24 protein-coding genes are annotated in these 26705 nt (G+C 57.2%); 4 read left to right on the forward strand and 20 right to left on the reverse strand.

What is annotated here, in order from left to right; translation table 11 throughout:
- Positions 1 to 27: 27 nt before the first annotated feature.
- A complete protein-coding gene (locus tag AB7S84_RS03385) occupies positions 28 to 921 on the reverse strand; it encodes an alpha/beta fold hydrolase (protein ID WP_040415652.1) in 894 nt (297 codons plus the stop codon).
- A gap of 347 nt (positions 922 to 1268) precedes the next feature.
- On the opposite strand from AB7S84_RS03385, the gene AB7S84_RS03390 reads away from it, so the two are divergent.
- On the forward strand, positions 1269 to 1826 hold the full coding sequence (locus tag AB7S84_RS03390) for a hypothetical protein (protein ID WP_020876889.1): 558 nt from the start codon (positions 1269 to 1271) through the stop codon (positions 1824 to 1826).
- Between the two features lie 76 nt (positions 1827 to 1902).
- Here AB7S84_RS03390 and AB7S84_RS03395 read toward each other — a convergent pair whose 3' ends face one another.
- The 5 genes from AB7S84_RS03395 to AB7S84_RS03415 form a co-directional block, all read right to left on the reverse strand.
- Complete coding sequence (locus AB7S84_RS03395; protein ID WP_020876888.1) at positions 1903 to 2925, reverse strand: NAD-dependent epimerase; 1023 nt, start codon at positions 2923 to 2925, stop codon at positions 1903 to 1905.
- An 83-nt stretch (positions 2926 to 3008) separates the two neighbouring features.
- A complete protein-coding gene (locus AB7S84_RS03400) occupies positions 3009 to 3926 on the reverse strand; it encodes an AEC family transporter (protein ID WP_020876887.1) in 918 nt (305 codons plus the stop codon).
- Positions 3927 to 3991: 65 nt separating this feature from the next.
- The gene (locus tag AB7S84_RS03405; RefSeq protein ID WP_040415650.1) at positions 3992 to 4678 is read right to left on the reverse strand and encodes a hypothetical protein; all 687 of its coding nucleotides are present in this window, start codon (positions 4676 to 4678) and stop codon (positions 3992 to 3994) included.
- Positions 4679 to 4801: 123 nt separating this feature from the next.
- Complete coding sequence (locus AB7S84_RS03410) at positions 4802 to 6190, reverse strand: DUF3999 domain-containing protein (protein WP_428152910.1); 1389 nt, start codon at positions 6188 to 6190, stop codon at positions 4802 to 4804.
- A gap of 1 nt (position 6191) precedes the next feature.
- Complete coding sequence (locus tag AB7S84_RS03415) at positions 6192 to 8957, reverse strand: DUF2339 domain-containing protein (RefSeq protein ID WP_428152912.1); 2766 nt, start codon at positions 8955 to 8957, stop codon at positions 6192 to 6194.
- A gap of 269 nt (positions 8958 to 9226) precedes the next feature.
- Here AB7S84_RS03415 and AB7S84_RS03420 point away from each other — a divergent pair, with 269 nt between their 5' ends.
- Both AB7S84_RS03420 and AB7S84_RS03425 read left to right on the forward strand, forming a co-directional pair.
- Positions 9227 to 9895 carry a DUF2959 domain-containing protein gene (locus AB7S84_RS03420; RefSeq protein ID WP_234979148.1) on the forward strand — a complete coding sequence of 223 codons (669 nt, stop codon included), beginning with the start codon at positions 9227 to 9229 and terminating at the stop codon, positions 9893 to 9895.
- A gap of 168 nt (positions 9896 to 10063) precedes the next feature.
- The gene (locus AB7S84_RS03425; RefSeq protein WP_020876882.1) at positions 10064 to 10552 is read left to right on the forward strand and encodes a DUF2780 domain-containing protein; all 489 of its coding nucleotides are present in this window, start codon (positions 10064 to 10066) and stop codon (positions 10550 to 10552) included.
- Here the strand turns inward: AB7S84_RS03425 and AB7S84_RS03430 are convergent, their stop codons facing one another.
- Together AB7S84_RS03430 and glpK are read right to left on the reverse strand one after the other, a co-directional pair.
- Positions 10553 to 12157: a glycerol-3-phosphate dehydrogenase/oxidase gene (locus AB7S84_RS03430; RefSeq protein ID WP_020876881.1), complete on the reverse strand. Its 1605-nt coding sequence runs from the start codon at positions 12155 to 12157 to the stop codon at positions 10553 to 10555.
- Between the two features lie 172 nt (positions 12158 to 12329).
- Positions 12330 to 13841: a glycerol kinase GlpK gene (gene glpK / locus AB7S84_RS03435; RefSeq protein ID WP_428152918.1), complete on the reverse strand. Its 1512-nt coding sequence runs from the start codon at positions 13839 to 13841 to the stop codon at positions 12330 to 12332.
- Positions 13842 to 13975: 134 nt separating this feature from the next.
- Here glpK and AB7S84_RS03440 point away from each other — a divergent pair, with 134 nt between their 5' ends.
- Complete coding sequence (locus AB7S84_RS03440; protein WP_428152920.1) at positions 13976 to 14830, forward strand: alpha/beta hydrolase; 855 nt, start codon at positions 13976 to 13978, stop codon at positions 14828 to 14830.
- Here AB7S84_RS03440 and AB7S84_RS03445 read toward each other — a convergent pair.
- The 12 genes from AB7S84_RS03445 to AB7S84_RS03500 all read right to left on the reverse strand — a co-directional run bounded on the left by AB7S84_RS03445 (position 14806) and on the right by AB7S84_RS03500 (position 26426).
- Positions 14806 to 16128, reverse strand: a complete 1323-nt coding sequence (locus tag AB7S84_RS03445; RefSeq protein ID WP_428152922.1) for an ATP-dependent 6-phosphofructokinase — start codon at positions 16126 to 16128, stop codon at positions 14806 to 14808. The genes AB7S84_RS03440 and AB7S84_RS03445 overlap by 25 nt on opposite strands.
- 48 nt (positions 16129 to 16176) lie before the next feature.
- A complete protein-coding gene (locus AB7S84_RS03450) occupies positions 16177 to 17151 on the reverse strand; it encodes a KpsF/GutQ family sugar-phosphate isomerase (protein WP_020876877.1) in 975 nt (324 codons plus the stop codon).
- A 47-nt stretch (positions 17152 to 17198) separates the two neighbouring features.
- Positions 17199 to 17795, reverse strand: coding sequence for a DUF4468 domain-containing protein (locus AB7S84_RS03455; protein WP_040415646.1), 597 nt, complete (start codon positions 17793 to 17795; stop codon positions 17199 to 17201).
- On the reverse strand, positions 17780 to 18322 hold the full coding sequence (locus AB7S84_RS03460) for a nitroreductase family protein (protein ID WP_020876875.1): 543 nt from the start codon (positions 18320 to 18322) through the stop codon (positions 17780 to 17782). Before AB7S84_RS03460 ends, AB7S84_RS03455 begins: the two co-directional genes overlap by 16 nt.
- Positions 18323 to 18573: 251 nt before the next feature.
- On the reverse strand, positions 18574 to 19482 hold the full coding sequence (locus tag AB7S84_RS03465) for a TIGR01777 family oxidoreductase (protein ID WP_020876874.1): 909 nt from the start codon (positions 19480 to 19482) through the stop codon (positions 18574 to 18576).
- A 65-nt stretch (positions 19483 to 19547) separates the two neighbouring features.
- A complete protein-coding gene (locus AB7S84_RS03470) occupies positions 19548 to 20264 on the reverse strand; it encodes an enoyl-CoA hydratase/isomerase family protein (protein ID WP_428152926.1) in 717 nt (238 codons plus the stop codon).
- Positions 20265 to 20439: 175 nt separating this feature from the next.
- Complete coding sequence (locus tag AB7S84_RS03475) at positions 20440 to 20616, reverse strand: hypothetical protein (protein ID WP_428152928.1); 177 nt, start codon at positions 20614 to 20616, stop codon at positions 20440 to 20442.
- A gap of 337 nt (positions 20617 to 20953) precedes the next feature.
- Positions 20954 to 22174: an aspartate kinase gene (locus AB7S84_RS03480; protein ID WP_428152930.1), complete on the reverse strand. Its 1221-nt coding sequence runs from the start codon at positions 22172 to 22174 to the stop codon at positions 20954 to 20956.
- Complete coding sequence (gene tsaE / locus AB7S84_RS03485) at positions 22174 to 22668, reverse strand: tRNA (adenosine(37)-N6)-threonylcarbamoyltransferase complex ATPase subunit type 1 TsaE (RefSeq protein WP_020876869.1); 495 nt, start codon at positions 22666 to 22668, stop codon at positions 22174 to 22176. The genes AB7S84_RS03480 and tsaE overlap by 1 nt, the downstream gene beginning before the upstream one ends.
- Positions 22665 to 23114, reverse strand: a complete 450-nt coding sequence (gene ybeY, locus AB7S84_RS03490; RefSeq protein ID WP_078081201.1) for an rRNA maturation RNase YbeY — start codon at positions 23112 to 23114, stop codon at positions 22665 to 22667. Before ybeY ends, tsaE begins: the two co-directional genes overlap by 4 nt.
- On the reverse strand, positions 23017 to 25416 hold the full coding sequence (locus AB7S84_RS03495) for an HD family phosphohydrolase (RefSeq protein WP_428152933.1): 2400 nt from the start codon (positions 25414 to 25416) through the stop codon (positions 23017 to 23019). The genes ybeY and AB7S84_RS03495 overlap by 98 nt, the downstream gene beginning before the upstream one ends.
- Entirely contained in the window at positions 25413 to 26426 is a 1014-nt protein-coding gene (locus AB7S84_RS03500; protein ID WP_020876866.1) for a PhoH family protein, read from the reverse strand. The genes AB7S84_RS03495 and AB7S84_RS03500 overlap by 4 nt, the downstream gene beginning before the upstream one ends.
- Between the last annotated feature and the right edge of the window lie 279 nt (positions 26427 to 26705).

Below are 26705 nucleotides of genomic sequence, written 5' to 3' on the forward strand. Positions count from 1 at the left end.
GGCAGGCCAAAGATCGATAGTTGAAACTCAAGTTTCGGCCGCGGCCGTGTGTTCGGCGATGGCGGCAACCATCTGTTCCCACAAATCGGGAAAGGCCGTGCCGTGGCCAAGTCCGGAGATCACTTCGAGGCGAGCCCCGGGAATGATGTCGGCCGTATCCCGGCCGTGGGCCAGGGGCACCACCGGATCGCAGTCGCCGTGAATGACCAGGGTGGGAATATCGAGATGTTCAAGGCGGTGGCGTCTACCCCCCGCACCGATGATGGCCGCCATCTGGCGGAGGAATCCGGGTGCGTATATGCCCCGATCGAAGGACTTGGCCGACAGCTCCCGTTGGAGCTTTTCGTCGTAAAACGTGGATCCGCCCGCAAAAATCCGGTAGATCCCGGCCATGTGATCGATGTAAGCGGCCCGCTTGGCCGGCGGAGCGGACATCATGGCCGCCAGGGCCTCGTCCGTCGGTGGCGGCAAATCGGGCTCACCGGTGGTGGACATGATGGTGATGAGGCTTTTGAGCCTTTCGGGATATTCGACGGCAATCACCTGAGCGATCATCCCGCCCATGGAAAGTCCGCAAACATGGGCATGATCAATCTCCAGCGCATCCATCAGGCCGACGGTGTCGTCGGCCATGTCGAGCAGGGTGTAGGGCACCCATACCTGCCGCCCCGCAGCGGTCTCGGCCATCAGGGCTTCGACATCAGGCACGTAGAGGCGCTTCATGCGTGTGGATTGGCCGACGTCCCGGTTGTCGAAACGGACCACGAAATGACCGGCCTCGGCCAGCATCCGGCAGAAAGGCTCCGGCCAGGCGACCATCTGGGTGGCCAGGCCCATGATGAGGATCAGCGGTCGGTTGTTCTTCTTGCCGAAGGTGTCATAACAGATCTCGATACCATTGCTGGATACCTTTCGCGCCATTCCCTTCCCCTTCCGTTTTGACCGCCCGCACGTGTGGTACGAACGCCGTTTTCGCCGAGGTTGCCACCTCATGAGGATAGGTAGTATACCCGGCACCTTGGGAATTGACAAGCAGATTCTGGAGTAGCCCCGGAGTCCTTTCCAGGCAATGCCGACATGCATCGAAAGGACCCTTTTGATTTTTCCAAGAACAAAAATCGTTAAAAATTGATAAAACCCCTTGCGTCATCATAAAATTGCTTTAATATAGCATAGAATCACCCTGCCGGTGTGCGGCGGGGTGATTTCTTTTTATGGAGGGAAATCCCATTTTCAACGCTACCACGATACGAAAGGAAACGATAAAAATGACGGAACGTTCACAAGTAACACTTTACAGCGGGGGCCACAAGGGGGCCGAAACGGCATTCGGCAGAAATGCCGAGTCCTGGGGCATTCGGGAAGTCAACTACACCTTCGAAGGACATACAGTGGAACGGAACAAGAACTGTACGGTCCTGAGCACGGAGGAACTGAAAAAGGGCGATATCAGCATGGAGATCGTCTCCAAGCGCATGGGGCGGACCTATGCCAGGGCGGACAAGATCCGAAAGGTGATTCAGTCCATCTTTCACATGGTCAACAAAGGGTACCATGTATTTGCCGTCGGTTGGATACAGCCCGACGACACGGTCAAGGGCGGAACGGGCTGGGGCGTGGAACTGGCCAAACTCTTCAATCGTCCCGTCAGCGTTTACGATCAGGATCGAAAAGCCTGGTTTTCCTGGAAAGACAACCAATGGGTCGCCGACAGCCCTGTAGTGGCTGCCGACAGCTTTGTGGGCACCGGCACACGAAACCTGACCGAAGATGGTGCCAGGGCTATCGAAGACCTCTTCAAACGCTCTTTCGGAACTCTGGAATAATCCCTGTTTCGAGCACCCGATAAAAGGTTCAAGCCCTCAAAAAGCTTGGACCTGTTATATACGCCGCTCCATCCGATTACAGGCGATGATATGCCCGATACCATGACACAAACCGCTCGATGCCGATTTCAATGGGTGTGTCGGGCCTGAACCCGACATCGACCATCAGATCGTCGACGTCGGCCGCAGTGGCGGGAACATCGCCGGGCTGGAGGTCCAGATACTCCTTTTTCGCCGTTTTCCCCAACGCCTTCTCAATAGCGGCGATAAAGTCGTTCAACGCCACCGGCGCGTTGTTTCCGATATTGTAGATCCGATACGGCGCATAGGAGGTGCCGGGGTCCGGATGCTCCCCGTTCCATTGCGGATTTGGCTGGGGCAGCCTTCCCATGACCCGGACGACCCCCTCGACGATATCGTCGATATAGGTAAAATCCCGCTGCATTTTCCCATGGTTGAACACCTTTATGGGCCTGTTTTCCAAAATCGCCTTTGTAAACAGAAAAAGCGCCATATCCGGCCGGCCCCAGGGACCGTACACCGTGAAAAACCGGAGCCCCGTACAGTGAAGACCGTAGAGATGACTGTAGGTGTGAGCCATGAGTTCGTTGGCTTTCTTGGAGGCCGCATACAGGGACACCGGATGGTCGACGTTGTCATGGACCGAGAAAGGCATGCGGGTATTGGCGCCATAGACGGAGCTGGACGAGGCGAAGACCAGATGCCCCACCCGGCTGTGACGGCAACACTCCAGAAGATTGACAAATCCCACCAGATTGGAGGAGACATAGGCATGAGGGTTGATGAGGGAATATCGGACCCCGGCCTGAGCCGCCATATTGACCGCCACGTCGAAAGCGGTCGCTTCGAAAAGACGTGCCATGGCTTCCCGATCGGCGAGATCGCCTTTTACAAAGTTAAAGTCGGAATAGGACGAAAGCTGGTCCAGCCGCCCGGTCTTATATCCGACGTCGTAATAATCGTTCAGATTGTCGAGCCCCACCACCCGGCAGCCCTGCTCCAAGAGCCGTTTGGCCAGATGAAACCCGATGAACCCCGCGGCGCCGGTCACCAGAACCGTATGATATTTGAATGTCATGATATTTTTCTTTCCGCCCGGCGATGATGCCGGGCCATGGTTGATGCAGGGCAGAGATTCGCGAATGTCGCCCGTCTCAAACCTCAGACAATATGCAGCCACAGGGTGAAAGTGACCGCCGAAAACGCCGTGCTGGCGGAAATGGCCGCCGCGGCGAACTCCGTATCTCCGTTCATTTCCGCAGCCATGACATAAGCAATGGTGGCGGTGGGGCATGCCAGAAGAATTATTGCGGGAAGATATCCTCCGGCGGGAACTCCAAAAAAGCGATACAGGAAATACCCGAGGCCGGGCAGCAGGCCCAGCTTGACCACGCTCGATGAAATCAGCGCCATCGGCCGGGATCGCATGAGATGAAAGGTCAGGCCGGCGCCGATCAGCAGCAGTGCCAGCGGCAATGCCAGATCTCCCAGAATCTTGAAAGCCCGTTCCAAAATGATGGGCAACGGCATCCCTGTCGCGGAAAAAAGAATACCTGCCATGGCCGACACGATAACCGGATTCCCGGCAACCCCCATAATCACCCGTCTTGCGCCGATACCCCCGGATTCGGCATCGCCGTACCACTGAAGCACGATGACGGCAAGGAGATTCTGAAGAATCATGATGAACCCGGCCAGAATGCTCGCACGGGCCAGCCCCTCGTCGCCAAGGTAATAATAGGCCACGGCCAGTCCGATATACCCCAGATTGCCGTGAAACGCGCTCTGAATGACCGTGGCGAATCGGCGCCGCTCGAGCCTGACGGCCCATCCAGCGATCCAGAGAAAGCAAAACACCGTCAGCACCGAAGCGAGGGTGATCAGAACCACCGAGGGATTGAAATCCCGAGTGAAATTTCCCTGGGAGATGGCCCTGAAGATCATGGCCGGGATGGCCAGGTGGAACACCAGCCGATTGGCCGGCCCCAGAAAGGCCGTCGATATCAACCCTTTCCTTCGGGCGATCCAGCCGATGAAGATCACGGTAAACATGGGAATGATGGTATTCAGAATGTCCATGGCCGCCGCAGGTGTTACCTTCTATATGCCGCCCCCGTAGGGATCCATTCCGGACTCACCGCTTCTCACCGCCTGTCGTCGGCATAGCAGCGCCTAGCCGCCTCGATTGGCTGTTCGTTCAGGAATCCGGCTATGGCCTGGTCGTAGTGAGCCGTATGGTCAAAAGCCTTTCGGGCGAGAGCAAACCGCATCTCCAGTGTCGTCTGTCCCGAACGGGATCGCATGACGTCGAGGATCGATGCATAATCGCCCGGGTCGACCACCGAAGCGACGCGAATGAAATTCTTCGCAGCCGCCCGTATCATGCAGGGCCCCCCGATGTCGATGTTACCCCGGGCGGCCTCCAGCGTCACATCCGGCTTGGCGATGGTTGCCTGGAAAGGATAGAGGTTGACCACCACCATGTCGATGGGCACTCCCCCGGTCCGTTTCAAGTCCGCCTGGTGAGACGGGTTGTAGGTCTCGGTCAGAAGTCCCAGATAGATCTTGAAATCGAGAGTCTTCACAAGACCCCCTTGCGTTTCTGGTTGACCCGTATAATCGGATACTGGTGTGAGATGTTTATCGGCGTCCCCCCCCAGGATCTCCCTGATTCGTCCGAAGGTCCCGCCCGTGGACAGGATCCGAATCTCGGGATTGATCTCGATCAGGCCGGGGATGAAGGCCGCCAGGCCGCTTTTATCGGACACGCTCACCAGGACGTGGTTGACCTTGACGAGGTCATCAATTTTATCTACGACATTCATGCTCATGGTTTTTCCGTGCCGGCATCCCCTCGGGCCGGCACGCCCTCCTTTCTGTTGGATGTTTTGGGGTGCGCTTCGGTTTTTAGAATAAGAGCCGACGGGCGTCAACCCCATTCACGGGGTCCGGGTTCATGAACCCGGCGGTGGGTTCATTTGACGATAGAGCCCCCGGGCCATGACACCCAGAAGCACCACCGATATACTCAGAACGCCCCAGAGAATCCATTTTTTCCAGGGGAACGGCTTTTTTGGAACCCGGGCCGATTCGCCCTGCAGGGAGAATGGAGGACCCGCCGCAATCTGTCGGATCAGGACGTCATTTTTTTCACGCATCAACAAATGAACGAGCGGATGGCGATCCAGGTCAAAAGGCGCCACTGCCGCATGGCCGTAGGCCAGGGTAAACGGTCCATCTCCCCGAGCCAGAAAAACCAACTCCATGGGGACCCATCCCACCGACAGCACCGGCGGCCTTTCGCCCATGCCGCCGTTCCGGGAAACCGCCTCGAACCGCCACCACCGGTCCATAACGCTGCCGACGACGGCGGCGTCATTGACAACGCGGGTACCGTCGATGCTGAGGTCGTAGAAAAGTCCTTCGAAACGCTGCTGCCATGCGCCATGGGTGTCGCTCCGGGAACAAAACCGACCGGCGGTCAGGCTGTTGGGCTCGCCGAACAGCAGATTCAGGCGGTCAACCAAAAAAAATCCGCCAAGGTCGGCTACATAAGCGCCGGAGTCCCCGGCTGCGACGGAAAAGGGCACCTTGAGATGCCGACGGGGTGCTGTCGTGGAAGCCTTTGGAACAAGCGCCTCCACCCGGGTCAGAATTGTTTCCCGAGCGTTCCGGGGCCACAGGATGGTGATAAAACGCCCCGGCGGTTCGGGAATGAAGATGGTGTCCCGCCTGAGGAGATGCTTCCCGTGTCTGAGAGCCGCCAGGGTAACCCCGGAGGCCAGCATCCGCCAATGATCCAGATCGTCGCTCGACAGAAGCGACACCTTTCCCACAAAACTGTCGTCCGGCCCTTGCCAGTCCAGTCTCAACCGATCCGGCGGGCGGTCCAATTTCCCGGCATCGATGAGGTAAGCCGCTTTTTCCAAACCATCCCCCGTCACGCCGCGGGTCCGGGCATTCAGGACAGCGCCCTTGGCGTCCGTTGTGATATCGATGGAAAATCCGACCCCCATCTCCTTTTCCGGTCCATCCACCGGGAAAAAAGGCAGGGCCAGAACGTCTGTTTCCATCAGGCCACTCTCCTCCGGGCGCCGAAGGATATGAGGGATGATCTCGCCCCGTTCGTTGAAAACCCGAAGGTCCCCCAGATCCTGCCGAACGACGCTACGGTGAACGGCCTCGGGCAGGTAAAGGCGATAAACAGCCCCGCCTGTGACGGGATCGAGGCGAATGCCGTAGGCAAAATCGGCGGCTTTCAGGGGGGCCGATACGGCGGGAATGGGCAACAGCACGAAAAACAGGACCAGGCCGCAGAGACGGATCGTAACGATGGATCGCATATCAAACACTCCGTGTCGTAGGGGATTCATCCGGTTGCCTGACCCGGGATTTCCCTCGGGGCGGCAGAGGGGATATGTAGCCGATGAACAGCATCAGCACACCGACGGCGATGAACGACACGATCCGGGCAACGGTTCCGCTGCCGCCCAGATCGATGAAGAACAGTTTGAGAACCACCATCCCCAGCAGAACTGCCCCGGTAAACCATATCGCGCGCTGTTTCCGGCGAGCTCCCACAACCATGGCCCCCAGGGCAAATAGGGTCCACAGGATCGCGACGGCAGCCTGGAACGGCATCGATCGATAAAGAGCTGATACCGTAAACGGCACCCCCGCAAAATAGTGTATCGTCCGAGCGGTCATCCCGTTGAGCCAGACAAATACCCCGAGAGATACGGCTCCATGGATTATCCGGAGGATTGACGCCGACGGCCCCGCCGAATCGGACAGCGCCGTTTGGGGGTTATCCTGCGAGTTCCGGGCCCATTTGAGGATCATGGTCAAGGCGAAGGCCTGCGATATCTCCAGGGGATTCAGGACGGGAAGATAGGCGAGAGGCGCCGGATCGCCCGTGACGACGGTGGTCGAAAGGGACCATAGGAGAAGGAAAACCGCGAGAAGCGACGGTCCGGCTTTGAGATAGGCCCATGGGAACCGACGGATCGGCCAGGGCGGCTTTCGGCAACGGGCGGACAGGCTCCAGACAGCCGCGCCGGGAGTGATGCCCCACATGATCGTCCACCACACCCGTCCGCCTTCCACAACCCGATGAACAGCCCAGGCGCTCTCCCATGTCAGCACGAAGGCCGTCAGCAGGAGACCGGCCAGATGCCACAGCGTCAGGAAGCCGCTTCGCCATTCCCCTTCAAAACATCGAAGGAGATACAGGTGGACCGACAGGGCGAGAACCCAGGGCAACCCGAAACCGTCTGCGAAGAGATGCCGGTTCGGAGATCCGGTCCATCGAAGTCCGACGAGAAGCCCAAGAAGCGGAAGCCAGAACATCGCCGGGTACCTGAGAGACGGCCAGGCGACGCGACGGCATAAGATACCCATTCCGCCGAAGCTGAAGGCGGCAAAGGTGAGTGATGCCCACCGTTCGTGCTTCCAGGACAGACGGCGCGAGATCTCGTTCAGGCCGCTCCCGAACCACCAGGCGAGGCCCCAGATCAGCATGGGAAAATGCAACCAGCGTTCCCATCTCCGAAGACGGCCTTGGTGGCGTTCGAGAAACGCGGCGGAAAACAGGCCTGCGAGGCTGATGAGAAGACCGCCTGAACAAACGCCGTTCAATACCGGGATCCGTCCTGTCGGCTGTCCGAGAGCATGGAAAAAAGCCGCCCCGGCGCCCAGTTGCAGCAGCAGTCCGAAACAGCGGACGGGAGTACGGTTCTGCCGCACGCCGATCCAGACGAGGGCTGCGCCTTCGAGCGCCCATGCCGCCGCTGTCCATCGGCCGTCCAGGGCCAAGGGGACGGCCAGGCTCATGAACACCACCCCGAGGGCGAGAAACGCTTCGGTTAAAAGCCGCATGCCGATGATTGCCCGACGCCACAGCAGTGCAGCAAGGCCGATATAAAATCCGCCCATGGTGAGCGCACTGTAGGCGAGGCCCCAGTCCATCCCGCGCACCATGCGAGCCTGGAGGGCAAAGACAACGATGGGGACGCCGAAGGTCAGGGTACCGTCCACGTATCCTCTCAGCCGGAGCGGCTGACGATGGGCAAAAAGCACCGTGATGGCGACATAGAACAGAAAAAAAAGGATGAGAAAGGGCTCTGTGGATCCGAAATAAGCGGGATGATAGTTCTCGCGGCCCCAGATTGATCCGATGGTGAAGGTAAAGACAAATCCGATGAGATTGAGGGCCCGCCAGGCCTTGAACCAGGCAATCCCCAGGATTCCGGCGTTAAGGATCAGGTAATAGGAGAAGAGCATGACGTGACTGCCGCCGCCCGAAGAGACCAGAATCGGCGCCAGGAATCCGCCGACGGCTCCGAAAGCGGCCAGGGATGGCGCGTCCTGCAATACGGCAAGCCAACCGGAGAGCGCAACCACGGCCACCATGAACCCCAGGGCCAGGGGGAACGGAATAAGATGATAGAGCTTGGCGGCGACAAAGAGAGTGACGTAGAGAATCCCCACCGCCGCACCCTGAAGAATCAAGGCGTACCCGGACCGTCGCAGACGAAGCCGCCACCCCAGGGCGAGAAGCGCAATGGCGCCGACGGCGACGACGGCCAGACGGAACTCCACGGGAAAGGCGTTCCGCTCCGCCGCATACTTCAGGAGAAACGCCACGCCGAAAAAGAGCACGATGACCCCGATGCGGACGACGACATTGCCTTCGGTGAAAAACGCCCTGATCCTTACCGACCATACTTCGACCGTGGAGGGAACGGCCGAGGACGAGGGCGTCCCGCCAATCCGAGGGAACTCCTCCGGAAAGACCTTCGCGAACGTTCCCGCCGCACCGTCTTCCGCCTGTATTTCCCTCTCATCCGCTTCATGTTCGGATTTCCCGGGCATCGGTGTCGAAAGACCGTCCCCGGCCGGAAACCCGGCGTCAGCGGTAGACGGAGAAGGCTCATTCAGACGCTCCAGCAGGGCGATACGCCGCTCCAGATCCCCCATACGCCGCTTCAGTCGAAGCGTCACGGCCAGGAGGCAACCCGCGGCAAAGCCCATGACCGCCCCTCCGGGACCACTCAGAAGCGCCGCTCCCCAAAAAGCGCCCATCGCCCCCAGAACAATATTGAACAGCACACTCCCCCCGCGTCAAGTTCTCTTCGAAATGTCGGTTTCCCCGACTCACCTACGCCTGAAATCAAATTGAATCTGTAAAACAATATCAAAAGTTCAATAAAATAACCCATAACAGAATTCGTCAGACAGGTACAAGGCAATTGACGCGAAAGTCTCGGCCTTTACAATCGCGAAGAATTCAAATATGACAGTGATAAACGAAGTTTTTCTCGAATGGAGCGACCTCGCATTAGACGGCATCGGCTCCACCCTGAAAAAAGGAGATTTTCATGATGCGGACGGTAACACCGATTCATCGGAAAAGAGCCTTCAATGGTTTCCTTGCGATCCTTCTCTTCATCGCGCTCACGGCCTGTCAATCCGCCTATTATGCCGCGTGGGAGTCCCTGGGAAAAGAAAAGCGGCATCTCTTGAAAGACGAGGTTGAAAACGTCCGGGCCGATCAGAAAAAAACCTCCGAGGAGTTCAAGGACGTCCTCACCCGGATCAAGGCGCTCTATGGATTTGACGGTGGAGATCTCGAAGACGCCTATGAAAAATTAAAGGACGACTACGATGACTGCCGCATTCGTGCCAACGCCCTGAGTAACCGTATCGACCAGGTCGAACGCATCGCGGGCGACCTTTTCGACGAATGGAAAACAGAAATCGAGGAGATCGAGAACCCGAAATTCAGACGGGAGAGCCGGGAAAAGCTGGCGGCTTCCCAGCGCCGATACAAAACGCTACGCACCGCCATGCGCCGGTCCGAATCCAGCATGACACCCGTTCTCAAAAGCCTGAACGACTATGTCCTCTATCTGAAACACAACCTGAACGCCATGGCCGTCGGCGCCCTGAAAAGCGAAGTGGACAGCATCGAACTGGATGTTCATCGCCTCGTTGCCGATATGAACCGGTCCATCGAGGAGGCCGACGCCTTTCTGAAAACCCTCTGACACGAGAGCGCAAGCCGGGTTCTTAACCCAACTTTCGACTTTCACAGAGTGTTGCCGGGAGGATACGGCCCGCTTCCCCGTCACCATCACGGAAGTCGAGTTGACCGATATATTTTCACCTGCAGCACCGTCATTGACGGTGAAAACCGACATTTAAGGAGTAATACAATGAAATCATTACGAAACACGATTGTCGTTTTGGGAATCCTACTTTGCGGCGTCACCGGGGCAAATGCCGAAGACAGCGCTCTCGTCGATCTGTTGACCCGTCAACTCGGCGTCTCGACCGTTCAGGCCGAAGGAGGCGCCGGAGCCATTTTCAAGGCTGCCAAAGAAAGACTCAGCCCCACCGAATACACCCAGGTGAGCGATGCGATACCCGAGGCGACAAGCCTTCTGGACGCGGCACCCAAGCCCAGAACCGACAACGGCATAGGTGGGTCGATGGGCGGCGTCACTTCCGCCTTGGGTGGAAAGGGATCGAGCCTCGGCGGCACTGCCAAAGCCGTGGGGAGCATGGGTGCGCTTTCCGAAAGCTTCTCGAGTCTGGGCATGACTCCGGACATGGCCGGTAAATTCATACCTGTCGTTCTCGATTACGCCAAATCCAAGGGCGGCAGTACGGTGATGAACCTGCTGAAAAACGCCCTGATGTAATCAGGAGGGGATTTCTCCGCTGTTTTTCGTTTTCAGGCGGCATCGGCCGTCAGCCAAATACCCCCGGGCCAGGTCTTCGAAGGCCGTCGTCTGATCGTCGGCCCAGCGGCTGTCACGCCCCAGCTCCCGAGCCATCAAGGTTGCGACCGCGGGCGCCATCTCGATGCTCGCCCGGGCGTCGGTGGGAAGCACCCGGCGGCGGCGCGAGAGGAAATCCTCCACCGTTCGCGCCATTTCACGACGGACCGCCCAGACGACCTCTCCGGCCAGGTAAGGATGGTCGGGGTGAAGGGGCTTGGCGTACCGGGTATCCTCTCCCAGCACCTCCCGGACCGACCGGGCGTCGGCGCCATACACGGCCAGATGGCCGAACTGGACAGCATTTTGATGAAATCCGTGGATGTTGAGGTCTCTCGTGACAGAAGGCCGCTCCTGGAGCTGCGCCAGCAGGATCGCCTGGTCCACCGTCTCCTCGGCCATTTTTCTGTAGGTGGTCCATTTGCCGCCGGTGATGGTGAGAAGCCCTGACCGGGATATGTTGAGAGTGTGGTCCCGGGAAATGGCGGCGGTGTTCTCGTGGCTCCCCAGGCTCACGAGGGGCCGGAGACCGGCAAAGGTGCTCAGGATGTCCTCCCGAGTCGGGTCCTGGGTCAGATAACGCGCCGCATGGGCTAACAGAAAATCGATCTCCTCCGGCAAGGGGCAGGGATCCAGGGTCGCCTCGGTCATCTCGGTATCCGTAGTGCCCACCACGACGCGGTGCTTCCATGGAATGGCGAAAAGGACGCGACCATCGTCGGTGTGGGGCACCATGATGGCCGTATCCCCCGGCAGAAACGATCTGTCCAGAACGATATGGACGCCCTGACTGGGGGTGATGATGTCAGGGGCCTCAGGATCGTCCATTTTTCTCAGACCGTCGGAGAAGACGCCGGTGGCGTTGATGACGACCTTTGCCGTCAGTTCGTAAAGTTCCCCGGTCTCCAGATCCCGGGCACGTACCCCTCGCACCATTTCGCCCGATTTGACAAGGGACTCCACCCGCATATAGTTGACCACCGTACCACCCTGTTCCACCGCGGTCTGGGCCATGTTGACGGCCAGTCGGGCATCGTCGAACTGGCCGTCATAGTAGATAACGCCTCCCCGCAAGCCCTTGGGTTCCAGTGTGGGGATGAATTCAAGGGTTTTCTCCTTGGAAAGACCTTTGGAATGGCCGAAACCGTGTCGACCGGCCAGCATGTCGTAAACCTTGAGACCGATGCCGTAAAAAGGCCCCTCCCACCAGTCATAGTTGGGCACGACAAAAGGCAGGTTATGGACGAGATGGGGAGCGTTCCGCCGCATCAGTCCCCGCTCCTTCAAGGCCTCCAGAACGAGAGAGATATTTCCCTGCTGAAGGTAGCGAACCCCTCCATGGACCAGCTTGGTGCTCCGACTGGAGGTTCCCTTGGCAAAATCGCTCTGTTCGATCAGCAGGACCTGATATCCCCGGGACGCCCCGTCAATGGCGGTTCCCAGACCAGTGGCGCCTCCGCCGACAATGATGAAGTCCCATTCCGTTTCCCGCCGCCGAATTCTTTTCAGCATGTCGTCCCGGTTCATTTCGTCACCTTTCTATGCGCTTTTCTCAGCTTTCGGCTGCCATGTTTCAGTCTACAGCCTATTTACCCGAAGTTGCGTTAAAAAGCGTCCTTGCGCGAGGCGGATTTTCTTTCGGAAGGCGCTTGAAAAAGATGTTCTCACGCAAAGGCGCAAAGAACGCTGAAGAACGTTCCTATTCGATCCAGTTAAACGTTCGCTCAACGGCTTTTTTCCACTGCCGGTACAACCGCTCTCGGGTAGACTCATCCATGGCGGGCCGCCATCGCCGATCCTCGGCCCAATTGCGTCGAAGGCTTTCCAGGTCCGGCCAGAAACCGACGGCCAGCCCCGCCGCATAGGCGGCACCCAGAGCAGTGGTTTCCGAAATCCTCGGGCGGATGACCGGAACGTTCAGGATGTCGGCCTGAAACGCCATCAAAAGTTCGTTGGCCACCATCCCGCCGTCCACCTTGAGATGGGAGAGGGCAATTCCGGAATCCCGGGCCATGGCCTCGACAATGTCCCGGGTCTGGTATGCGTTGGCCTCGAGCACCGCCCGGGCGATGTGCCCCTTGTTGGCATACCGGGTCAGGCCCACCATGGCGCCCCGGGCATCGGCTCGCCAGTAAGGCGCGAAAAGGCCGGAGAAAGCCGGGACGAAATAGACCCCTCCGTTGTCGGCAACGGTACCGGCCAGAGACTCGATCTCCGCCGCCGTCGTAATCAGACCCAGGTTGTCCCGAATCCATTGGACCAGGGCACCGGCAACGGCGATGGAGCCCTCAAGGCAGTAGACAGGACGCGATTTACCGAACTGGTAGGCAAGGGTCGTGATCAGTCCCTGACGGGAAGGCACCGGCGTATGGCCGGTGTTCATCAAAAGAAAACAGCCGGTGCCGTATGTGTTCTTGGCTTCGCCCGTCTCGAAGCAGGTCTGCCCCACCAGAGCCGCCTGCTGATCCCCCAGGGCACCGCATACAGGCACCGACGCGCCCAGGGGCCCGTCCGGCCGGGTCCACCCCCAGATCCCGGGATCACTGGACGATACGATCCGAGGCAGCATTGCGTCGGGAATCCGCATGATCTCCAGAATCGCGGGGTCCCATTTTAGGGTGTAGAGATCCATGAGCAAGGTACGGCTCGCGTTGGTCACGTCGGTTACATGGGCACCGCCGGCCGGGCCCCCGGTCAGGTGCCAGATCAGCCAGGTCTCCATGGTTCCGAAAAGCGCGTCACCGGCCTCCGCGGCGATCCTGGCCTCGGGCACGTTGTCGAGAATCCACTGTATCTTGGGTCCGGAAAAATAGGTGGCTACGGGAAGACCCGTCCTGTCGCGGAACCGGTTCTGTCCCTGGTTCCGCATGAGGGCTTTGCAGATCTCGTGAGTTCGGGTGCACTGCCATACCACGGCATTGCCGTAGGGTATGCCGGTATGGCGGTTCCACACCATCGTGGTTTCCCGCTGGTTGGTGATACCGATGGCTGCAAGGGCTTCGCCCGACAGTCCGGCCGCGGAAAGAGCGCCACGGATTACGATCTGCGTGTTTTCCCAGATTTCCAGCGGATCATGCTCCACCCAACCGGGTCGGGGAAAAATCTGCTTGTGTTCTTTTTGATGAATGCCGACGATGCGACCATCACGGTCGAAGATGATACATCGCGTGCTGGTAGTGCCTTGGTCCACGGATCCGATATACCGCGTCATCTCCCCTCCTTCCTCCGGCTCAAGGTACGCGTCGGCGCTTGACCCGGTGGGCTTTTTTGTTTACGGTGACATGACGGCCTCATCCACGACCTCAACCTGCCAGGGGGGTGCCCCATCGGATGCTTTACAAAACCATGATATCATCAGTCTTGTGGATTTTTTCTCTATATCTCGTTTACTGCGTCATGCTGTTCCTTTTCCAGCGCCAGATCATATTTCCGGCAGGAATGGCAGGTCCGGCACCCGGCCCCGCGGCCGTTCCCGGCCTCGACATCGTCTGGTTCGACCTCGACGGCAACCGGGTCGAGGCATGGTACCTGCCCCCGGCGGACGACCCGAAACAGAAGCGCCGACCCGTCGTGATCTTCGCCCACGGCAATGCGGAGCTGATCGATGGGTGTCTGGAGGAGTTCAGTGCCTTCACACAATTGGGACTGGGACTTTTGCTGGTGGAATACCCGGGATATGGACGGTCCCGCGGCAGGCCCTCCCAGGCCGGCATCGATGCGGTTTACACGGCGGCCTACGATTGGCTCGCAGCGCGGCCCGACGTCGATCCCCACCGAATCGTCCTCGCCGGTCGTTCCCTGGGAAGCGGTGTCGCCTGTCAATTGGCGGCAAAGCGGTCGTCGGCCGCCATGATCCTCATATCCAGCTTCACCAGCGTCCGCTCTTTTGCCGGAAGATATGGCGTGCCGGCATTCCTGGTCCGGGATCCTTTTGACAATCTGGCGGCAATCCGTACCTACCCCAAACCGCTGCTCGTCTTCCACGGCCTCCGGGATGACGTCATCCCCTTTGTCCACGGCCTGGATATCGCCGCTGCAGCTCCCCTGGGACGGATCATCCGATGGGAATGCGCCCACAACGACTGCCCCCCGGACCGTCGGGCCTTTTTCAAAGATATAGCCGTCTTTCTTCGAGATGCGGGCGTTCTCACGACATCCCGGGGACGGACGATACGTCAGGGATTCTTGAGGGAACCCTGACCTGTCGCCTCCAGAACACTCTGCCAGAGACGGCCGTTGGGATCGATCTGCTTCCGTCGCCCGGCGGAGGCCGACATGGGGATATGGACGAAATGGTTGTTCCAGTGGCCGATCAGGAGCCGGGTTTTGCCGGCCATGGCCGCATGCACCGCGTTCCGCCCCAGGAAGCTGCAGAAGACATGATCGTTGGCGTTGGCCGGCAGGCTCCGAATGATGTAGCTGGGATCGATGTACTTCAGGGAAACGGATATCTTGAGTTCGTCGAAATATCTGACAATCCGCTCCTTCAAAAACATACCGATATCCTGAAGCTTGGTATTCCCCGAAGGGTCTTTCCGGTCGGAAGCGTCGAAGAATTTCTGCCCGGCACCCTCAGCCACGACGATAACCGCATGGCTCCTGTCGAAGAGTCGCCGTTCAAGGGCTGCCAGCAGCCCCTCAGAGCCGTCCAGATCGAAGTCGACCTCGGGGACCAGGACAAAATTGACATCCTGCTGGGCCAGGGCGGCCGTGGCCGCGATAAAGCCCGAGTGGCGGCCCATCAGCTTGATCAATCCAATACCGTTGGGATAACCGCGGGCCTCGTTATGAGCGGCTCTGATCGATTGGGTGGCCAGACCGACGGCGGTGTCGAACCCGAAGGAGCGGGAGACCATATGGATGTCGTTGTCGATGGTTTTGGGAATCCCCACCACGCTGATCTTGAGTCTCCGTCGGGTGATGACGTCACTGATCTTCGTTGCCGCCATCAACGTCCCGTCCCCCCCCACCATGAACAGAATGCCGACGTTCATCCGCTCGAGGCAGTCGACAATGGCCTCCACATCCTGGGGTCCCCGGGAAGAGCCCAGAAAAGATCCGCCGTTGCCGATGATGTCGCCGACCATGTCCGGGGTGAGTTCCAGGATGTCATGGCCGTATTCGGAAATAAAGCCCTGAAGCCCATAGCGGATGCCGTAGATATTGCGGACCCCGTATCCATAATACAGTTCCAGGACCACCGACCGGATGATGCCGTTCAATCCCGGACAGAGCCCCCCGCAGGTCACCAAGGCGCAACGCAGTTTGCTGGGGTCGAAATAGATTTTCCGACGGGGACCCGCCATCTCGAACGCGGATACCGTCTTGCCGGCCGAGACCGTCTCGACAAGGCGTCCGGCATCGACCTCGATGACCACCCGGTCCTCATCGCTCACAAAAAGGCGACTACCGTCCAGCTTGCGTGACTCGAGGGGTGTGAGAAGTTTTGGCTCTCCCAGGATCGGCACAACGGCGTCCACCGTATCGAAATCGCTCATCTTAAGTCCTGTTCTTTTGGAAAAACAAATTTGTGATCCATGGGGGGATCAGTTTCCGTTGAACTTGAAACTGCCCTTGCCCAGGATATCATGGAGGTGCACCACGCCCAGAACGACGCCGTTGATGTCGGTGACCGGAAGCACGGTAATCTCAAAGGACTCCATAATATTGAGGGCGTCATAGGCCGGTGACGTCTGACGTACGGTCTTTGGTTTGGGCGTCATGACATCCCGGGCCGACAGGTCGAAAACAGCCTCACCTCTCGCCAAAAGACGCCGGATATCCCCGTCGGTGATGATGCCCGAAAGGGTCAGATCCGGTTTGGTCACCAGGGCGACGCCGATGCCGGCCCGATCGATAACGGCAATGACATCCCCCATTCCCTCGTTTTCAAGGACGGTAGGGAGCGATCGGGTCATCATGAAATCCGATACCCGCATGGAAAGCCGCTGTCCCAGTGCTCCCCCGGGATGAAATCGCTTGAAATCCGAAGATTCGAAGTGTTTCTCGCTGATGAGCACCACCGCCAGGGCATCCCCCATGGCCAAAAGTGCCGTCGTACTGGTTGTCGGGGCCAGGCCCATGGGACAGGCCTCCTTCTCCACCCCGACGTCGATCACCACGTCGCTGTGTCTGGCCAGGGTCGAATGGCGGTTTCCGGTGAATGCGACGATCTTGCAGCCGATGGAGCGAATACTGGGGATGAGAATGTTGAGCTCATCGGTCTCGCCGCTGTTGGACAGTGCGAGAAGGATATCATCCGGACAGACCATTCCCAGATCGCCGTGCATGGCCTCCACCGGATGAAGAAACATGGCCCGTGTTCCCGTACTGTTAAAGGTGGCCACAAACTTGCGGCCGATAATGCCCGACTTGCCGATTCCCGCTACGATCAGCCGCCCGGTGGATCCGCAGACCAGATCCACCAGGCGAACAAAGCTATCGTCAATACGGTCGACCAGGTTCAGGATGCCGTCGGCCTCCATCCGGAGGACGTTTTTTGCCTGTTCAAGAATATTCATATCACTTCACTCCCCATGCCTTCCCAGGTCGGAAGCAGTTTCCACGACTACCATTCGTCCTGCAACGACTCCTCCCGGTGAAACGAGGCCACAAGCGCCTCGACGGCAGCCGCCAACTGGGGCCGAATCGCCTCCATGTCGTCCTTCCGTATATTTTCGAACCCGTGAAAGCCCACCAGGGCCATATCCGAGAAGGTGGTTCGAATCCTGTGGTCCCTGGTTTCGACCATGACCGTGAATCGAAAATCGAAACGTTCCGTTTGTCCCCATCGGGACGGTCTTGAATAAGGAAAGGAGGTTTTTCCAATGATGGTTCCCTGGTCCCGATTCGCGTATTGAATGACATCCAGGTCCGAAGAAAAGCCGGCGGCAAGCCAAAGCTTCGCCCCTTCAAACAGCGCCTGTTTTGGATACCCTGGAATTTCGGAAACCTGACGAATAAAAAGGTCCTCGGAAGCGGCAGGCTCCGCAGGCGGTGCGCTCTTGCAACCGGTTATCGTCCAGAACGACAGGAGGATCACCCCCAAAATCACCCGAAATCCGACTTTCCGACAATCCGAGTCACTGGCTCCCCCGTGATCCGCTTTCCAAACCGATTTCGCGGAATACCCCGACATTCGGTAGCCCTTCAAAATGATTCCCAATGAACGAATTCATTCCGCTCTTTGCGTTTGGGCATACTCGGGCGTTTGGCGGGATACCCCATGGGAATCAGCACCACCAGGTCGTGGGTCTCTGGAACATTCAGAACGGCGGCGGCCCGGTCGTGATCCATCAGCCCCACCACAACGGTGCCGAGCCCTTTCCCGTGAGCGGCGAGGCAAAGGGTTTGGGTTGCGATCCCGAGGTCGAACAGGTACCAGTCACCAAACTTGGTGGATGCCTTACCGTCGTAGTATCCGGACACCCCTTTCCGGCCGCAGACAGCCAGCACCACGGGTGCGGCGCCGACGGCTTTCACGGCGGGGTTCTTCGGAGCGACGGCCTCTTGAAGCCGACCCTTGACGGCGTCGTCTCTGACCACGACGATATCCCAACACTGGCAGTTTGTCCAGGAAGGTGCATACCGCACGGCTTCCAGTATATCGTTCAGGGCTTCATCCGGCACCGGTCGATCTTCGTATTTTCGAATGCTTCTCCGTGAAACCACGGCATCCATCAAGTCCGTCATCGCCGACTCCTTCTTTTCGCTTCAGGGCGCAACAGCTGAAACCGGCGCCCCATCGTTTCCAAGATGATGTCATTTATGCACAATATAATTGGATTACGCAACGCTCGACTTCCATAACGTTGACCGGAAAGATACGGCCTATGAAAGTCGAAAATTGAATTTCATATATTATGCCATGAGAAAGAACTCAATAGCAACGGGGAAAATCGAGGCCGCAATTCTTCCCGGCAAGGGGTGGATTCACCAGAGCATCACCCCTCGACCAGATGCTTGAGGGCGGGATAGATTTCCGGGTATGCGAACCGGAAACCGGCGTCCAGCAGTTTCACGGGAAGGACCCTTTGGCTGGAAAGGAGAACCCCGCCGAATTCGCCCATGACGGTCTTCAGCACGCATCCCGGAACCGGTATGAGCGCAGGCCGCCGAACCGCCCGGCCGAGAGCTTTGACGAAGGTTCGGTTTTGAACCGGGTTCGGAGCCGTCATGTTGACAGGTCCCGTAATCCCTTTTTCGTTCAGGACAAACAGGATGGCCGAAATGAGATCGTCTTCGTGGATCCAGGGGAACCAGTGGCGCCCGTCTCCCAGTGGTCCCCCCAGTCCGAGCCGGAAAGGAAGGCGCATCTGTTTCAGTGCGCCGCCGTTCCTTCCCAAAATGATGCCAAACCGGGAAATGACGACCCGAACCCCTTTGTCGGCTGCTGCCAGGGCCTCATGCTCCCAGTCCTTCGAGACATCCGCAAGAAACCCTTCCCCCCGGGGCGAGGCCTCAGTGAGAATGCCATCCCCGCCGTCACCGTAATATCCCACCGCCGAGGTGCTGACCAGAACCTTATCCCGACCGGGGTCCGCTTGGAAAGCCGCCACGATATTGTGGGTTGTGGCCACGCGACTGTGATATATGGCCTTTTTGACGGCATCGGTCCAGTACTTGAAAATCGATCGCCCCGTCAGGTTGACCACTGCATCGGCATCCCGAAGCCCCTCCTGCCATGCCCCTTCCCGGGTGGTATCGGCGGAAACATACTGAAAATTTTCATGCCGGACACCATCGAACTTCGCCCGGGTGCCAACGGCGACCACCGTGTGCCCTTCATTCAGGAGCCGTTCCGACAGTTGCGTCCCTACAAAACCCGTACCACCGGTTATCCATATTCTCATGTTTCACCTCCGGAAAAACGGATGCGGTCAATCCTGCGGCCTGAAAAGTGTTTCGAGGTTTTACCTCATGCGATATTGAATCGTTCCGATTCAATGTAGGGAATATCCTCGACATCCAGAGCATGAATGATGTCCCGGTAAAGCCGGGCCTTCATTTCCCGGACGATCTCCCGTCGCTTGCCGATTCCCTGGGAAAAGGCCATCGCTTCCTCCAGGAGCGTCTCCATGGGACAGGCTTTTCTGATGATGTGATGCCGTTCGCATTCCTCGGCCGTCAGACGAACGCCCGTATGATGCATCTCCTCCAATTTATACATGGGAATGGCTTTTTTCAACAATGCCAACATCCCCGGTAAAAACGGAATGCCCAGGTCGACCTCCGGGAAACAGAAAAAGCCTCTATCCGATCGCATGAACCGAAAGTCGAAGGCGCAGGACCATATGGCACCCCCGGCAAAGGAATGGCCGGTAATGGCCGCCACGGTAATCATGGGGTAGGTCAGGGTTCGTTTGAGAAGCCGGTTCAGGAGATAAAAGAAATCCTTGGCCGTCCCCATGTCCTGCCCCTGAATGACGGGTGTAAGCCATGCCAGATCGATTCCATTGCAGAAGATTTTCTCGTGGGAGGATCGAACCACCAGTGTGGCCGCTTCGGTTTCGTTTTCGATCCGGTCTAAAACGGTCAGGACCGCATTCAAAAAATCCGGGTTGAAACGATTCTCGCCGTCACCCAGCGTCACCAACGCCGTCGAATCGTTGAGAACATAGTCCACCTTCGCCATAATGCCCACCTCCCCAGCATGATATACAGACCGGACACAATTGTCGGACCGTATCATAATCAGATGATCGCCTTTCCCATCCCGAAAGCCTGATCCGAGAGCCATAACCGCCGGGCGCACAAAAAAAGGGCGACCGATCACGACCGCCCTTTTTAAAATCATCGAATGGGGGAGCTTACGAACAGCAGTTGCTGGTAGTCCCGCATCCTGAACATCCCCCGCCGCCGGTGTTGAAATCGACACCGCAGGAGAGTCTGAAACCGATATCAACGAAATCCACCTTGATGGGCTTGACTTTTTCCATGAAATCCTCATTGACGAGGTAGGTAAATCCATCAATTTCTTTAGTCATATCGCCGTCTCTTGGCTCATCCAGAGCCATCGCCAAAGACGGGCCGCCTCAGCCGCCCTCGTTCAGAAAAATCCGAATGGGTTCGATCTTTCTGCCCTTGAAATATTCCTTCAGTTGCGTCGTCGCCGACGATGTTACCTCAAGCATGCTTTTTTCCTCCTTGGATTTGGATTCATGAGAAGACTTCTCATGAATTTGAAATTTCAATTAAATTATTCACAAGAATTGAGTTTGTCAATTAAAAACGCAACCATTCCCGCAGCAGGATGATGACGGCCAAAACCGACGCCAGCGCCATCACCGCGAGCAACTGGTCGGGTGTGAAACGCCGCACCCGTTAAAGATCGCTGTCCAGCCCGAATGCCGTGTGAAGGGCCCGAACCGCCAGTTCGGCGTATTTTTCCATTATCACGCAGGAGATATGGATCTCGGATGTACTGATCATGCGGATGTTGATATTCTCGGCAGCCAACGTCGAAAACATCTTTGCCGCTACCCCCGAATGGCTCTTCATCCCGATGCCCACCACCGAAACCTTGGCGATGCTCTCGTCCCCGTAGACACCCTCGGCGCCGATGGCCTCGACTACACGCTGTTCGATTTCCATAGCGGCCTTGTATTCCGTACGGGGCACGGTAAACGCGATGTCATTGGTGCCGTTCTTGGGAGAGGATTGGATGATCATGTCCACAACGATGCCGGCCTCGGCAATGGGGGCCAGCACTTTGGCGGCCATTCCGGGCTGATCCGGCACCCCTTTTACCATGATCCTGGCATCGTTTTTGCTGCAGGTGATTCCGGACACTAAAAGGCGCTCCATGTCGGCTTCCTCACTCCAAACCATCGTACCCTCCTCTTGCGAAAATGATGAACGAACATGTATGGGGACATTGTATTTCTTAGCAAATTCCACAGAGCGAATCTGAAGGACCTTTGCCCCGAGGCTGGCCATCTCGAGCATTTCATCATAGGCGATGCTCTTGATTTTCCGAGCCTTGCTGCAGATGTTCGGATCCGTCGTATATACCCCATCCACATCCGTGTAGATCTCGCAGACATCCGCCTTGATAGCGGCGGCTATAGCCACCGCGGATGTATCGCTGCCGCCCCGACCCAGAGTCGTGATGTTTCCCTCGCAATCGTGCCCCTGAAAACCGGCGATGACGACGATATTTCGCTGTCGAAGCAACACCTCGATGCGATCGGCATGGATATCCAGAATCCTGGCATTACCGAAGGCGCAGTCCGTCCGGACCTCGGCCTGAAACCCCATCAGGGATCGGGCCGGATATTTCATGGAAATCAATGTCATGGCGAGGAGAGCTGCGGTTGTCTGTTCGCCGGTGGCGAGGAGCACGTCCATTTCTCGTTTTTCCGGCCGCTCGCAAATCGTCGAGGCCATGGAGATGAGCTGATCCGTCACGCCCGCCATGGCAGAAAGGATGACAACCACATCGTGGCCCGCGTCATAGGTTTTGGCGACCCGCTTTGCGACGTTTCGAATGCGCTCGGTGTCCGCAACCGATGTCCCCCCGAATTTCTGTACAATTACCCCCATTATTTCTCCTTCAAAATATTTTTCAGATCTCTTAACAAGTTGACCGTTTCAGACCCGTAGGCCATCAGCCGGATCCTACGCCGATCAGGGTCGGCGGAATCCAGGTAAAGGTGAACGTCGAGGTGCTCCGAAAGAGCTTCATTATGGAGCCGCTCCGCCCACTCGACTGCCGCGACGCCTTCTCCGTAAAGGGCTTCTTCGAGACCGATCTCCTCGAAATCCACCGTGCTGTCCAGACGATAGAGATCGATGTGATAGAAGGGGTGCCGTCCCGAATATTCATTGATCAGCGTATAGGTGGGGCTGGTGACGACCTCGTCCTCGGGTACGCCTATCCCGCGAGCCAATCCCTGAACCAGGGCCGTTTTCCCACTGCCCAGATCGCCGAAGAGGGCGATGACGGTGCCGGGGCGGACCCTCAAACCGATCTCTCGGCCCAGGGTTTGGGTTTCTTCGGGAGAGTGGGATATCAGGATGACCTCAAACCGACTCATTCGTTCCCCGCTTTCCGGAGCAGGGATGCCAGAACCGCGCTTTTCTCTGCCATGCGGCGCTCCTCCGCTTCGCTCCGCTCATGGTCGTATCCCACCAAGTGGAGAATCCCATGGATCAGGAGTTCGTCAAACCGCTCCATCACATGGATACCCATCTCCGCAGCCTCCCGGTTGGCGGTATCCAGGGAGATGACGACATCCCCGAGCAGATAGGGCGCCACGTGAGCGAATTCCCCCTCCTGCATGGCGAAAGCAATGACGTTGGTGGGACCTTCCCGGTTGAGGTAGTCGCGGTGGTATTCGGCCATCTGGATATCGTCAACGATCAGAATCGAAAGTTCGGCATTCTCACAGCCCAAGGCGTTTAAGATGGTCTGCGCCGTCTTCCTTAGGTTTTCCCGGGAAACGTTGAACCGACTTTGGTTGTTGGTGATCAGTACGCTCATGGTTTTCCTTATCGTCTTTTGCAGCGCTTTTTTCGGGATATTCGATGCGATGATGATGAATCCCGTTGAGAATCTTGTTGAAGCTTTTGGCAATGCTGTGAAGATCCTTCAGTGTCAGTTCACAGTAATCCAACTGACCGTCTGAAAAAATCTTGTTGATGAGACTCTGGACAAGACCTTGGATTCGCGATGGATTAGGATTCTCCAGGGTTCTGGAGGCCGCTTCAACCACATCGGCCAGCATCACCAGGCCAATCTCCCGCGTTTCGGGCTTGGGCCCCGGGTATCGGAAATTTTCCATCTTGACCGCTTGTTCGCCCCGCAACTTGACGGCCTTGTCATAGAAAAAGCGGATCAGGCTGGTGCCGTGATGCTGCTGGATGGCAGTCATGATTTCCCGTCCCAGTTTGTGTTTTTTAGCCAGTTCGACCCCTTCCTTGACATGAGAGATCAGGATCAGGCTCGACATGGACGGTGCGAGCTTATCGTGCCGATTTTCACAGCGCATTTGATTTTCTATGAAATATAATGGCTTGTTAATTTTGCCGATATCATGATAATAACCGCAGACCTTGGCCAGAATCGGATTGGCGCCGATTTCCGCCGCCGCCGCCTCGACCATGGAACCCACGACCACCGAGTGGTGATAGGTTCCCGGGGCTTCCATCATCAAGCGCCGGAGGATGGGTTGCTCCAGATTCGCCAATTCCATCAGCGTGATATCCGTCGTGTAACCGAAGGCCATCTCCAGCATGGGGACAATACCGGCGGTGATAATGCCCGCCGCTATACCGGAGAGAAGGGCCAGAACCCAATCCCACAGAATATCAAAACCGGGCACGCCCCGAATGTAAACGGCCGCTCCGGTGACAAGAAGCACGTTCAGAAATCCCAGCCGGATACCCGCCTTGATGAACACCTTTCGCTCCCGGCAGTTCTGCATCCAGTAGGCGCCCATGACGCCGCTCAGAAAGAAATAGAGAAACACCTCGAACCGCCCTTGGAACATAACCGCAGCACAGGCCGACAGCACCGCGGCAAAGGAGATGGCCGTCCCGAACCGCAAAAAGAGGCAAACCGTCATGGCGCCCGCCGCCATGGGGATCCCGGCGAAAAGAGTGTCGTCGGAAATCAGGATCGGGGTGTTCCGGGTCACGGCTTTGAACAGAATCTCGGAGACATTGGGCAATAAAAAGAAAATGATCAGCATCACCGACAGAAACAAGATCGCCTTGTTACTGGACAACATCCCGTTTCCAGGATGCCGGGTCTGGATGAAATAGACAATGATCAGCATGGACAGGATCAGAATCAGCCCGCCGAGGCTGCGGACATATCCCTTCTCGAGACGACTCTGCTGCCGTAGGTTTTTCAGCTTCAGCAGTTGCATCTCGGTCACCCGCTCTCCTTCGCGCAGCAACATCTCCCCGGCCTTGATCTTGTAAAAAATCGGTTTCACGGCCGCCGCCGCCGCCGCTTTCCGATCTTCAGTTTCCCGTCGGTTCAGAGTGATATTAGGCTGAATCAGCCGTTGGGTGAAATCGACGACAAGATTGGCGGAGGTGTAGTTGAGACTCTCCATCAACGGTTTGCCCACGATTCTGACCATGGCCTTGGCCTGGTCCAGTCCATAGAATTGCTCCAGATTGTGGATGGTCTTTTCCTCATGCGAGTCGACAACCCGCAGGCGGATGCCCCGCTCGGCATCCTTGAGAAGCAACTCCTTGTTCGAAACCACCCCTTTTGCGAGAATCCGTTCAAGAATCCCCAGGATCAACGTCGGTATTTCCAAAGAGAACGCCTCTTTTTCGAGAATGGTGAACGCTCCGGCACTGACACTGATACCGAGTTTTTTTTCGAAAGCATCCCTCCGGGCCCGAACCCGGCGATGATCACCTGCTGTCGATGCCCCATCGATGTCGACACCGCTTGCATCTTCATCGGACACGTCGGTCGCATCGGCATCCGCCCCGGAGGTATGCATCATGGAGAAGGCACCTGTCACATTGTCCCGAAGGGTGTCGATCAGTATGGTGTTATGATCATATACCGTCAGTACGGACTCCTCGGCCTGCCGTCGTTTCTTTTCCGTACCGGACAGGTCCTCGATGAGAAAATCACGCGGGGCCTTGATATCCCGTTCGGCCACGTCTCCCAGGGCATAGTCATGTCTTCGGATGATGGTGTTGGGGTAGAGAACCAGGGTGAAAACCGTTGTCACCAAAACCAAAAGGAGCCATTTGACAGGTCCGGTGTTCTCCAATATCGATAACAACCGAATCTTGCCTTTTTCGATATTCATTTTTCCTTCCGTTTCATCTCGTCCAGCTTTTCATAGGCATCGATGACGTCCTGCACCAGGCGGTGCCGCACCACGTCGGCCTTGGAAAAAAATACAAACTGGATGCCCTTGATGTCCTGGAGAATATCCCGGGCCTCAATCAGTCCCGATGTCCGGTTAGGCGGCAGATCTACCTGGGTGACGTCTCCGGTTATCACCGCTTTCGAACTGAATCCGATGCGGGTCAGAAACATTTTCATTTGCTCGGAGGTCGTGTTTTGAGCCTCGTCGAGAATAATAAAGGAATCGTTGAGAGTTCGGCCGCGCATGAAGGCGATAGGGGCCACCTCGATGACGCCTTGTTCCATCAGTTTGGAGGCCTTTTCAAATCGCATCATATCATGAAGGGCATCATAAAGCGGGCGGAGGTAAGGGTCCACCTTGTCTGTAAGATCTCCCGGAAGAAACCCTAAAGTCTCCCCGGCCTCGACGGCGGGGCGGGTGAGAATGATCCGGTTGACGGTACCTTTTGACAGGGCCGCCACCGCCATGGCCATGGCGAGATAGGTTTTTCCGGTACCGGCGGGTCCGATGCCGAAAACAATGTCGAACTGTCGCATAGCATCGATATAAGCTTTCTGAGACGGACTCTTCGGCGTGATGGAACGCTTCTTGGAAGTGACATAGACCGTATCCATGAAGATATCCTTCAGGCGGGTCCGGTCGTCACGACTCAGCAGACTGACGGCGTAATCGATATCGTTGGCATAAACGGGGTATCCGTTTTTCAGAAGATCGTAGAGTTGCTGGAGGATGTTCCGGGCGAGATCCGTCGATATTGGATCCCCCTCGATGAAAACCGTGTTCCCCCTGGCATGAATACGGCAGTCCGTTCCGGCCGCGACCCTCAGAAGATTTCGGTTGTGCTCCCCGAAAAGTTGACGGGACGTCTCAATATCCGAAAAGGTTATCTTATCAATATGACCTTCAGGCGAGACATCCTCGGCATGATTTTTCGTTATATCCTGCATAATTGTTATCCGACGATTCTCACGGTTCTACCGCGGCGCCCAATGCGACCGTATCGGATCGAACCGAGAAGTGATGTTTTCAGACCGGATGATAGACTTTCCGACCGTTTTCAGGCAGGGCGGTGCGTGGGGTGTTGGTTCCATCATACGCAGGCAAGTGATATTACCGTCCAAAATCATGATCCGGCGTTAAAAAAAGTTTCTATCACAATTGTCTCAGGCAATGCAAACGGCATTTTAATACCGCCCCAAGTCGTTCGTTATTTTGATCCAAAATCT

Source organism: Desulfococcus sp. (genome assembly GCF_050178255.1).
GTDB lineage: Bacteria > Desulfobacterota > Desulfobacteria > Desulfobacterales > Desulfococcaceae > Desulfococcus > Desulfococcus multivorans.

Bases quoted from the DNA above. Each gene is read 5' to 3' on its own strand.
- AB7S84_RS03390 (WP_020876889.1), top strand. From the start codon at position 1,269: ATGACGGAACGTTCACAAGTAACACTTTACAGCGGGGGCCACAAGGGG.
- glpK (WP_428152918.1), bottom strand. From the start codon at position 13,841: ATGACGCGGTATATCGGATCCGTGGACCAAGGCACTACCAGCACGCGA.
- AB7S84_RS03465 (WP_020876874.1), bottom strand. From the start codon at position 19,482: ATGAGAATATGGATAACCGGTGGTACGGGTTTTGTAGGGACGCAACTG.
- AB7S84_RS03425 (WP_020876882.1), top strand. From the start codon at position 10,064: ATGAAATCATTACGAAACACGATTGTCGTTTTGGGAATCCTACTTTGC.
- ybeY (WP_078081201.1), bottom strand. From the start codon at position 23,114: ATGAGCGTACTGATCACCAACAACCAAAGTCGGTTCAACGTTTCCCGG.
- AB7S84_RS03420 (WP_234979148.1), top strand. From the start codon at position 9,227: ATGATGCGGACGGTAACACCGATTCATCGGAAAAGAGCCTTCAATGGT.
- AB7S84_RS03440 (WP_428152920.1), top strand. From the start codon at position 13,976: ATGATATCATCAGTCTTGTGGATTTTTTCTCTATATCTCGTTTACTGC.
- AB7S84_RS03470 (WP_428152926.1), bottom strand. From the start codon at position 20,264: ATGGCGAAGGTGGACTATGTTCTCAACGATTCGACGGCGTTGGTGACG.
- AB7S84_RS03475 (WP_428152928.1), bottom strand. From the start codon at position 20,616: ATGACTAAAGAAATTGATGGATTTACCTACCTCGTCAATGAGGATTTC.
- AB7S84_RS03480 (WP_428152930.1), bottom strand. From the start codon at position 22,174: ATGGGGGTAATTGTACAGAAATTCGGGGGGACATCGGTTGCGGACACC.
- AB7S84_RS03460 (WP_020876875.1), bottom strand. From the start codon at position 18,322: ATGACGGACTTGATGGATGCCGTGGTTTCACGGAGAAGCATTCGAAAA.
- AB7S84_RS03400 (WP_020876887.1), bottom strand. From the start codon at position 3,926: ATGGACATTCTGAATACCATCATTCCCATGTTTACCGTGATCTTCATC.
- AB7S84_RS03500 (WP_020876866.1), bottom strand. From the start codon at position 26,426: ATGCAGGATATAACGAAAAATCATGCCGAGGATGTCTCGCCTGAAGGT.
- AB7S84_RS03445 (WP_428152922.1), bottom strand. From the start codon at position 16,128: ATGAGCGATTTCGATACGGTGGACGCCGTTGTGCCGATCCTGGGAGAG.
- AB7S84_RS03430 (WP_020876881.1), bottom strand. From the start codon at position 12,157: ATGAACCGGGACGACATGCTGAAAAGAATTCGGCGGCGGGAAACGGAA.
- tsaE (WP_020876869.1), bottom strand. From the start codon at position 22,668: ATGAGTCGGTTTGAGGTCATCCTGATATCCCACTCTCCCGAAGAAACC.
- AB7S84_RS03410 (WP_428152910.1), bottom strand. From the start codon at position 6,190: ATGCGATCCATCGTTACGATCCGTCTCTGCGGCCTGGTCCTGTTTTTC.
- AB7S84_RS03450 (WP_020876877.1), bottom strand. From the start codon at position 17,151: ATGAATATTCTTGAACAGGCAAAAAACGTCCTCCGGATGGAGGCCGAC.
- AB7S84_RS03495 (WP_428152933.1), bottom strand. From the start codon at position 25,416: ATGAATATCGAAAAAGGCAAGATTCGGTTGTTATCGATATTGGAGAAC.
- AB7S84_RS03405 (WP_040415650.1), bottom strand. From the start codon at position 4,678: ATGAGCATGAATGTCGTAGATAAAATTGATGACCTCGTCAAGGTCAAC.
- AB7S84_RS03395 (WP_020876888.1), bottom strand. From the start codon at position 2,925: ATGACATTCAAATATCATACGGTTCTGGTGACCGGCGCCGCGGGGTTC.
- AB7S84_RS03385 (WP_040415652.1), bottom strand. From the start codon at position 921: ATGGCGCGAAAGGTATCCAGCAATGGTATCGAGATCTGTTATGACACC.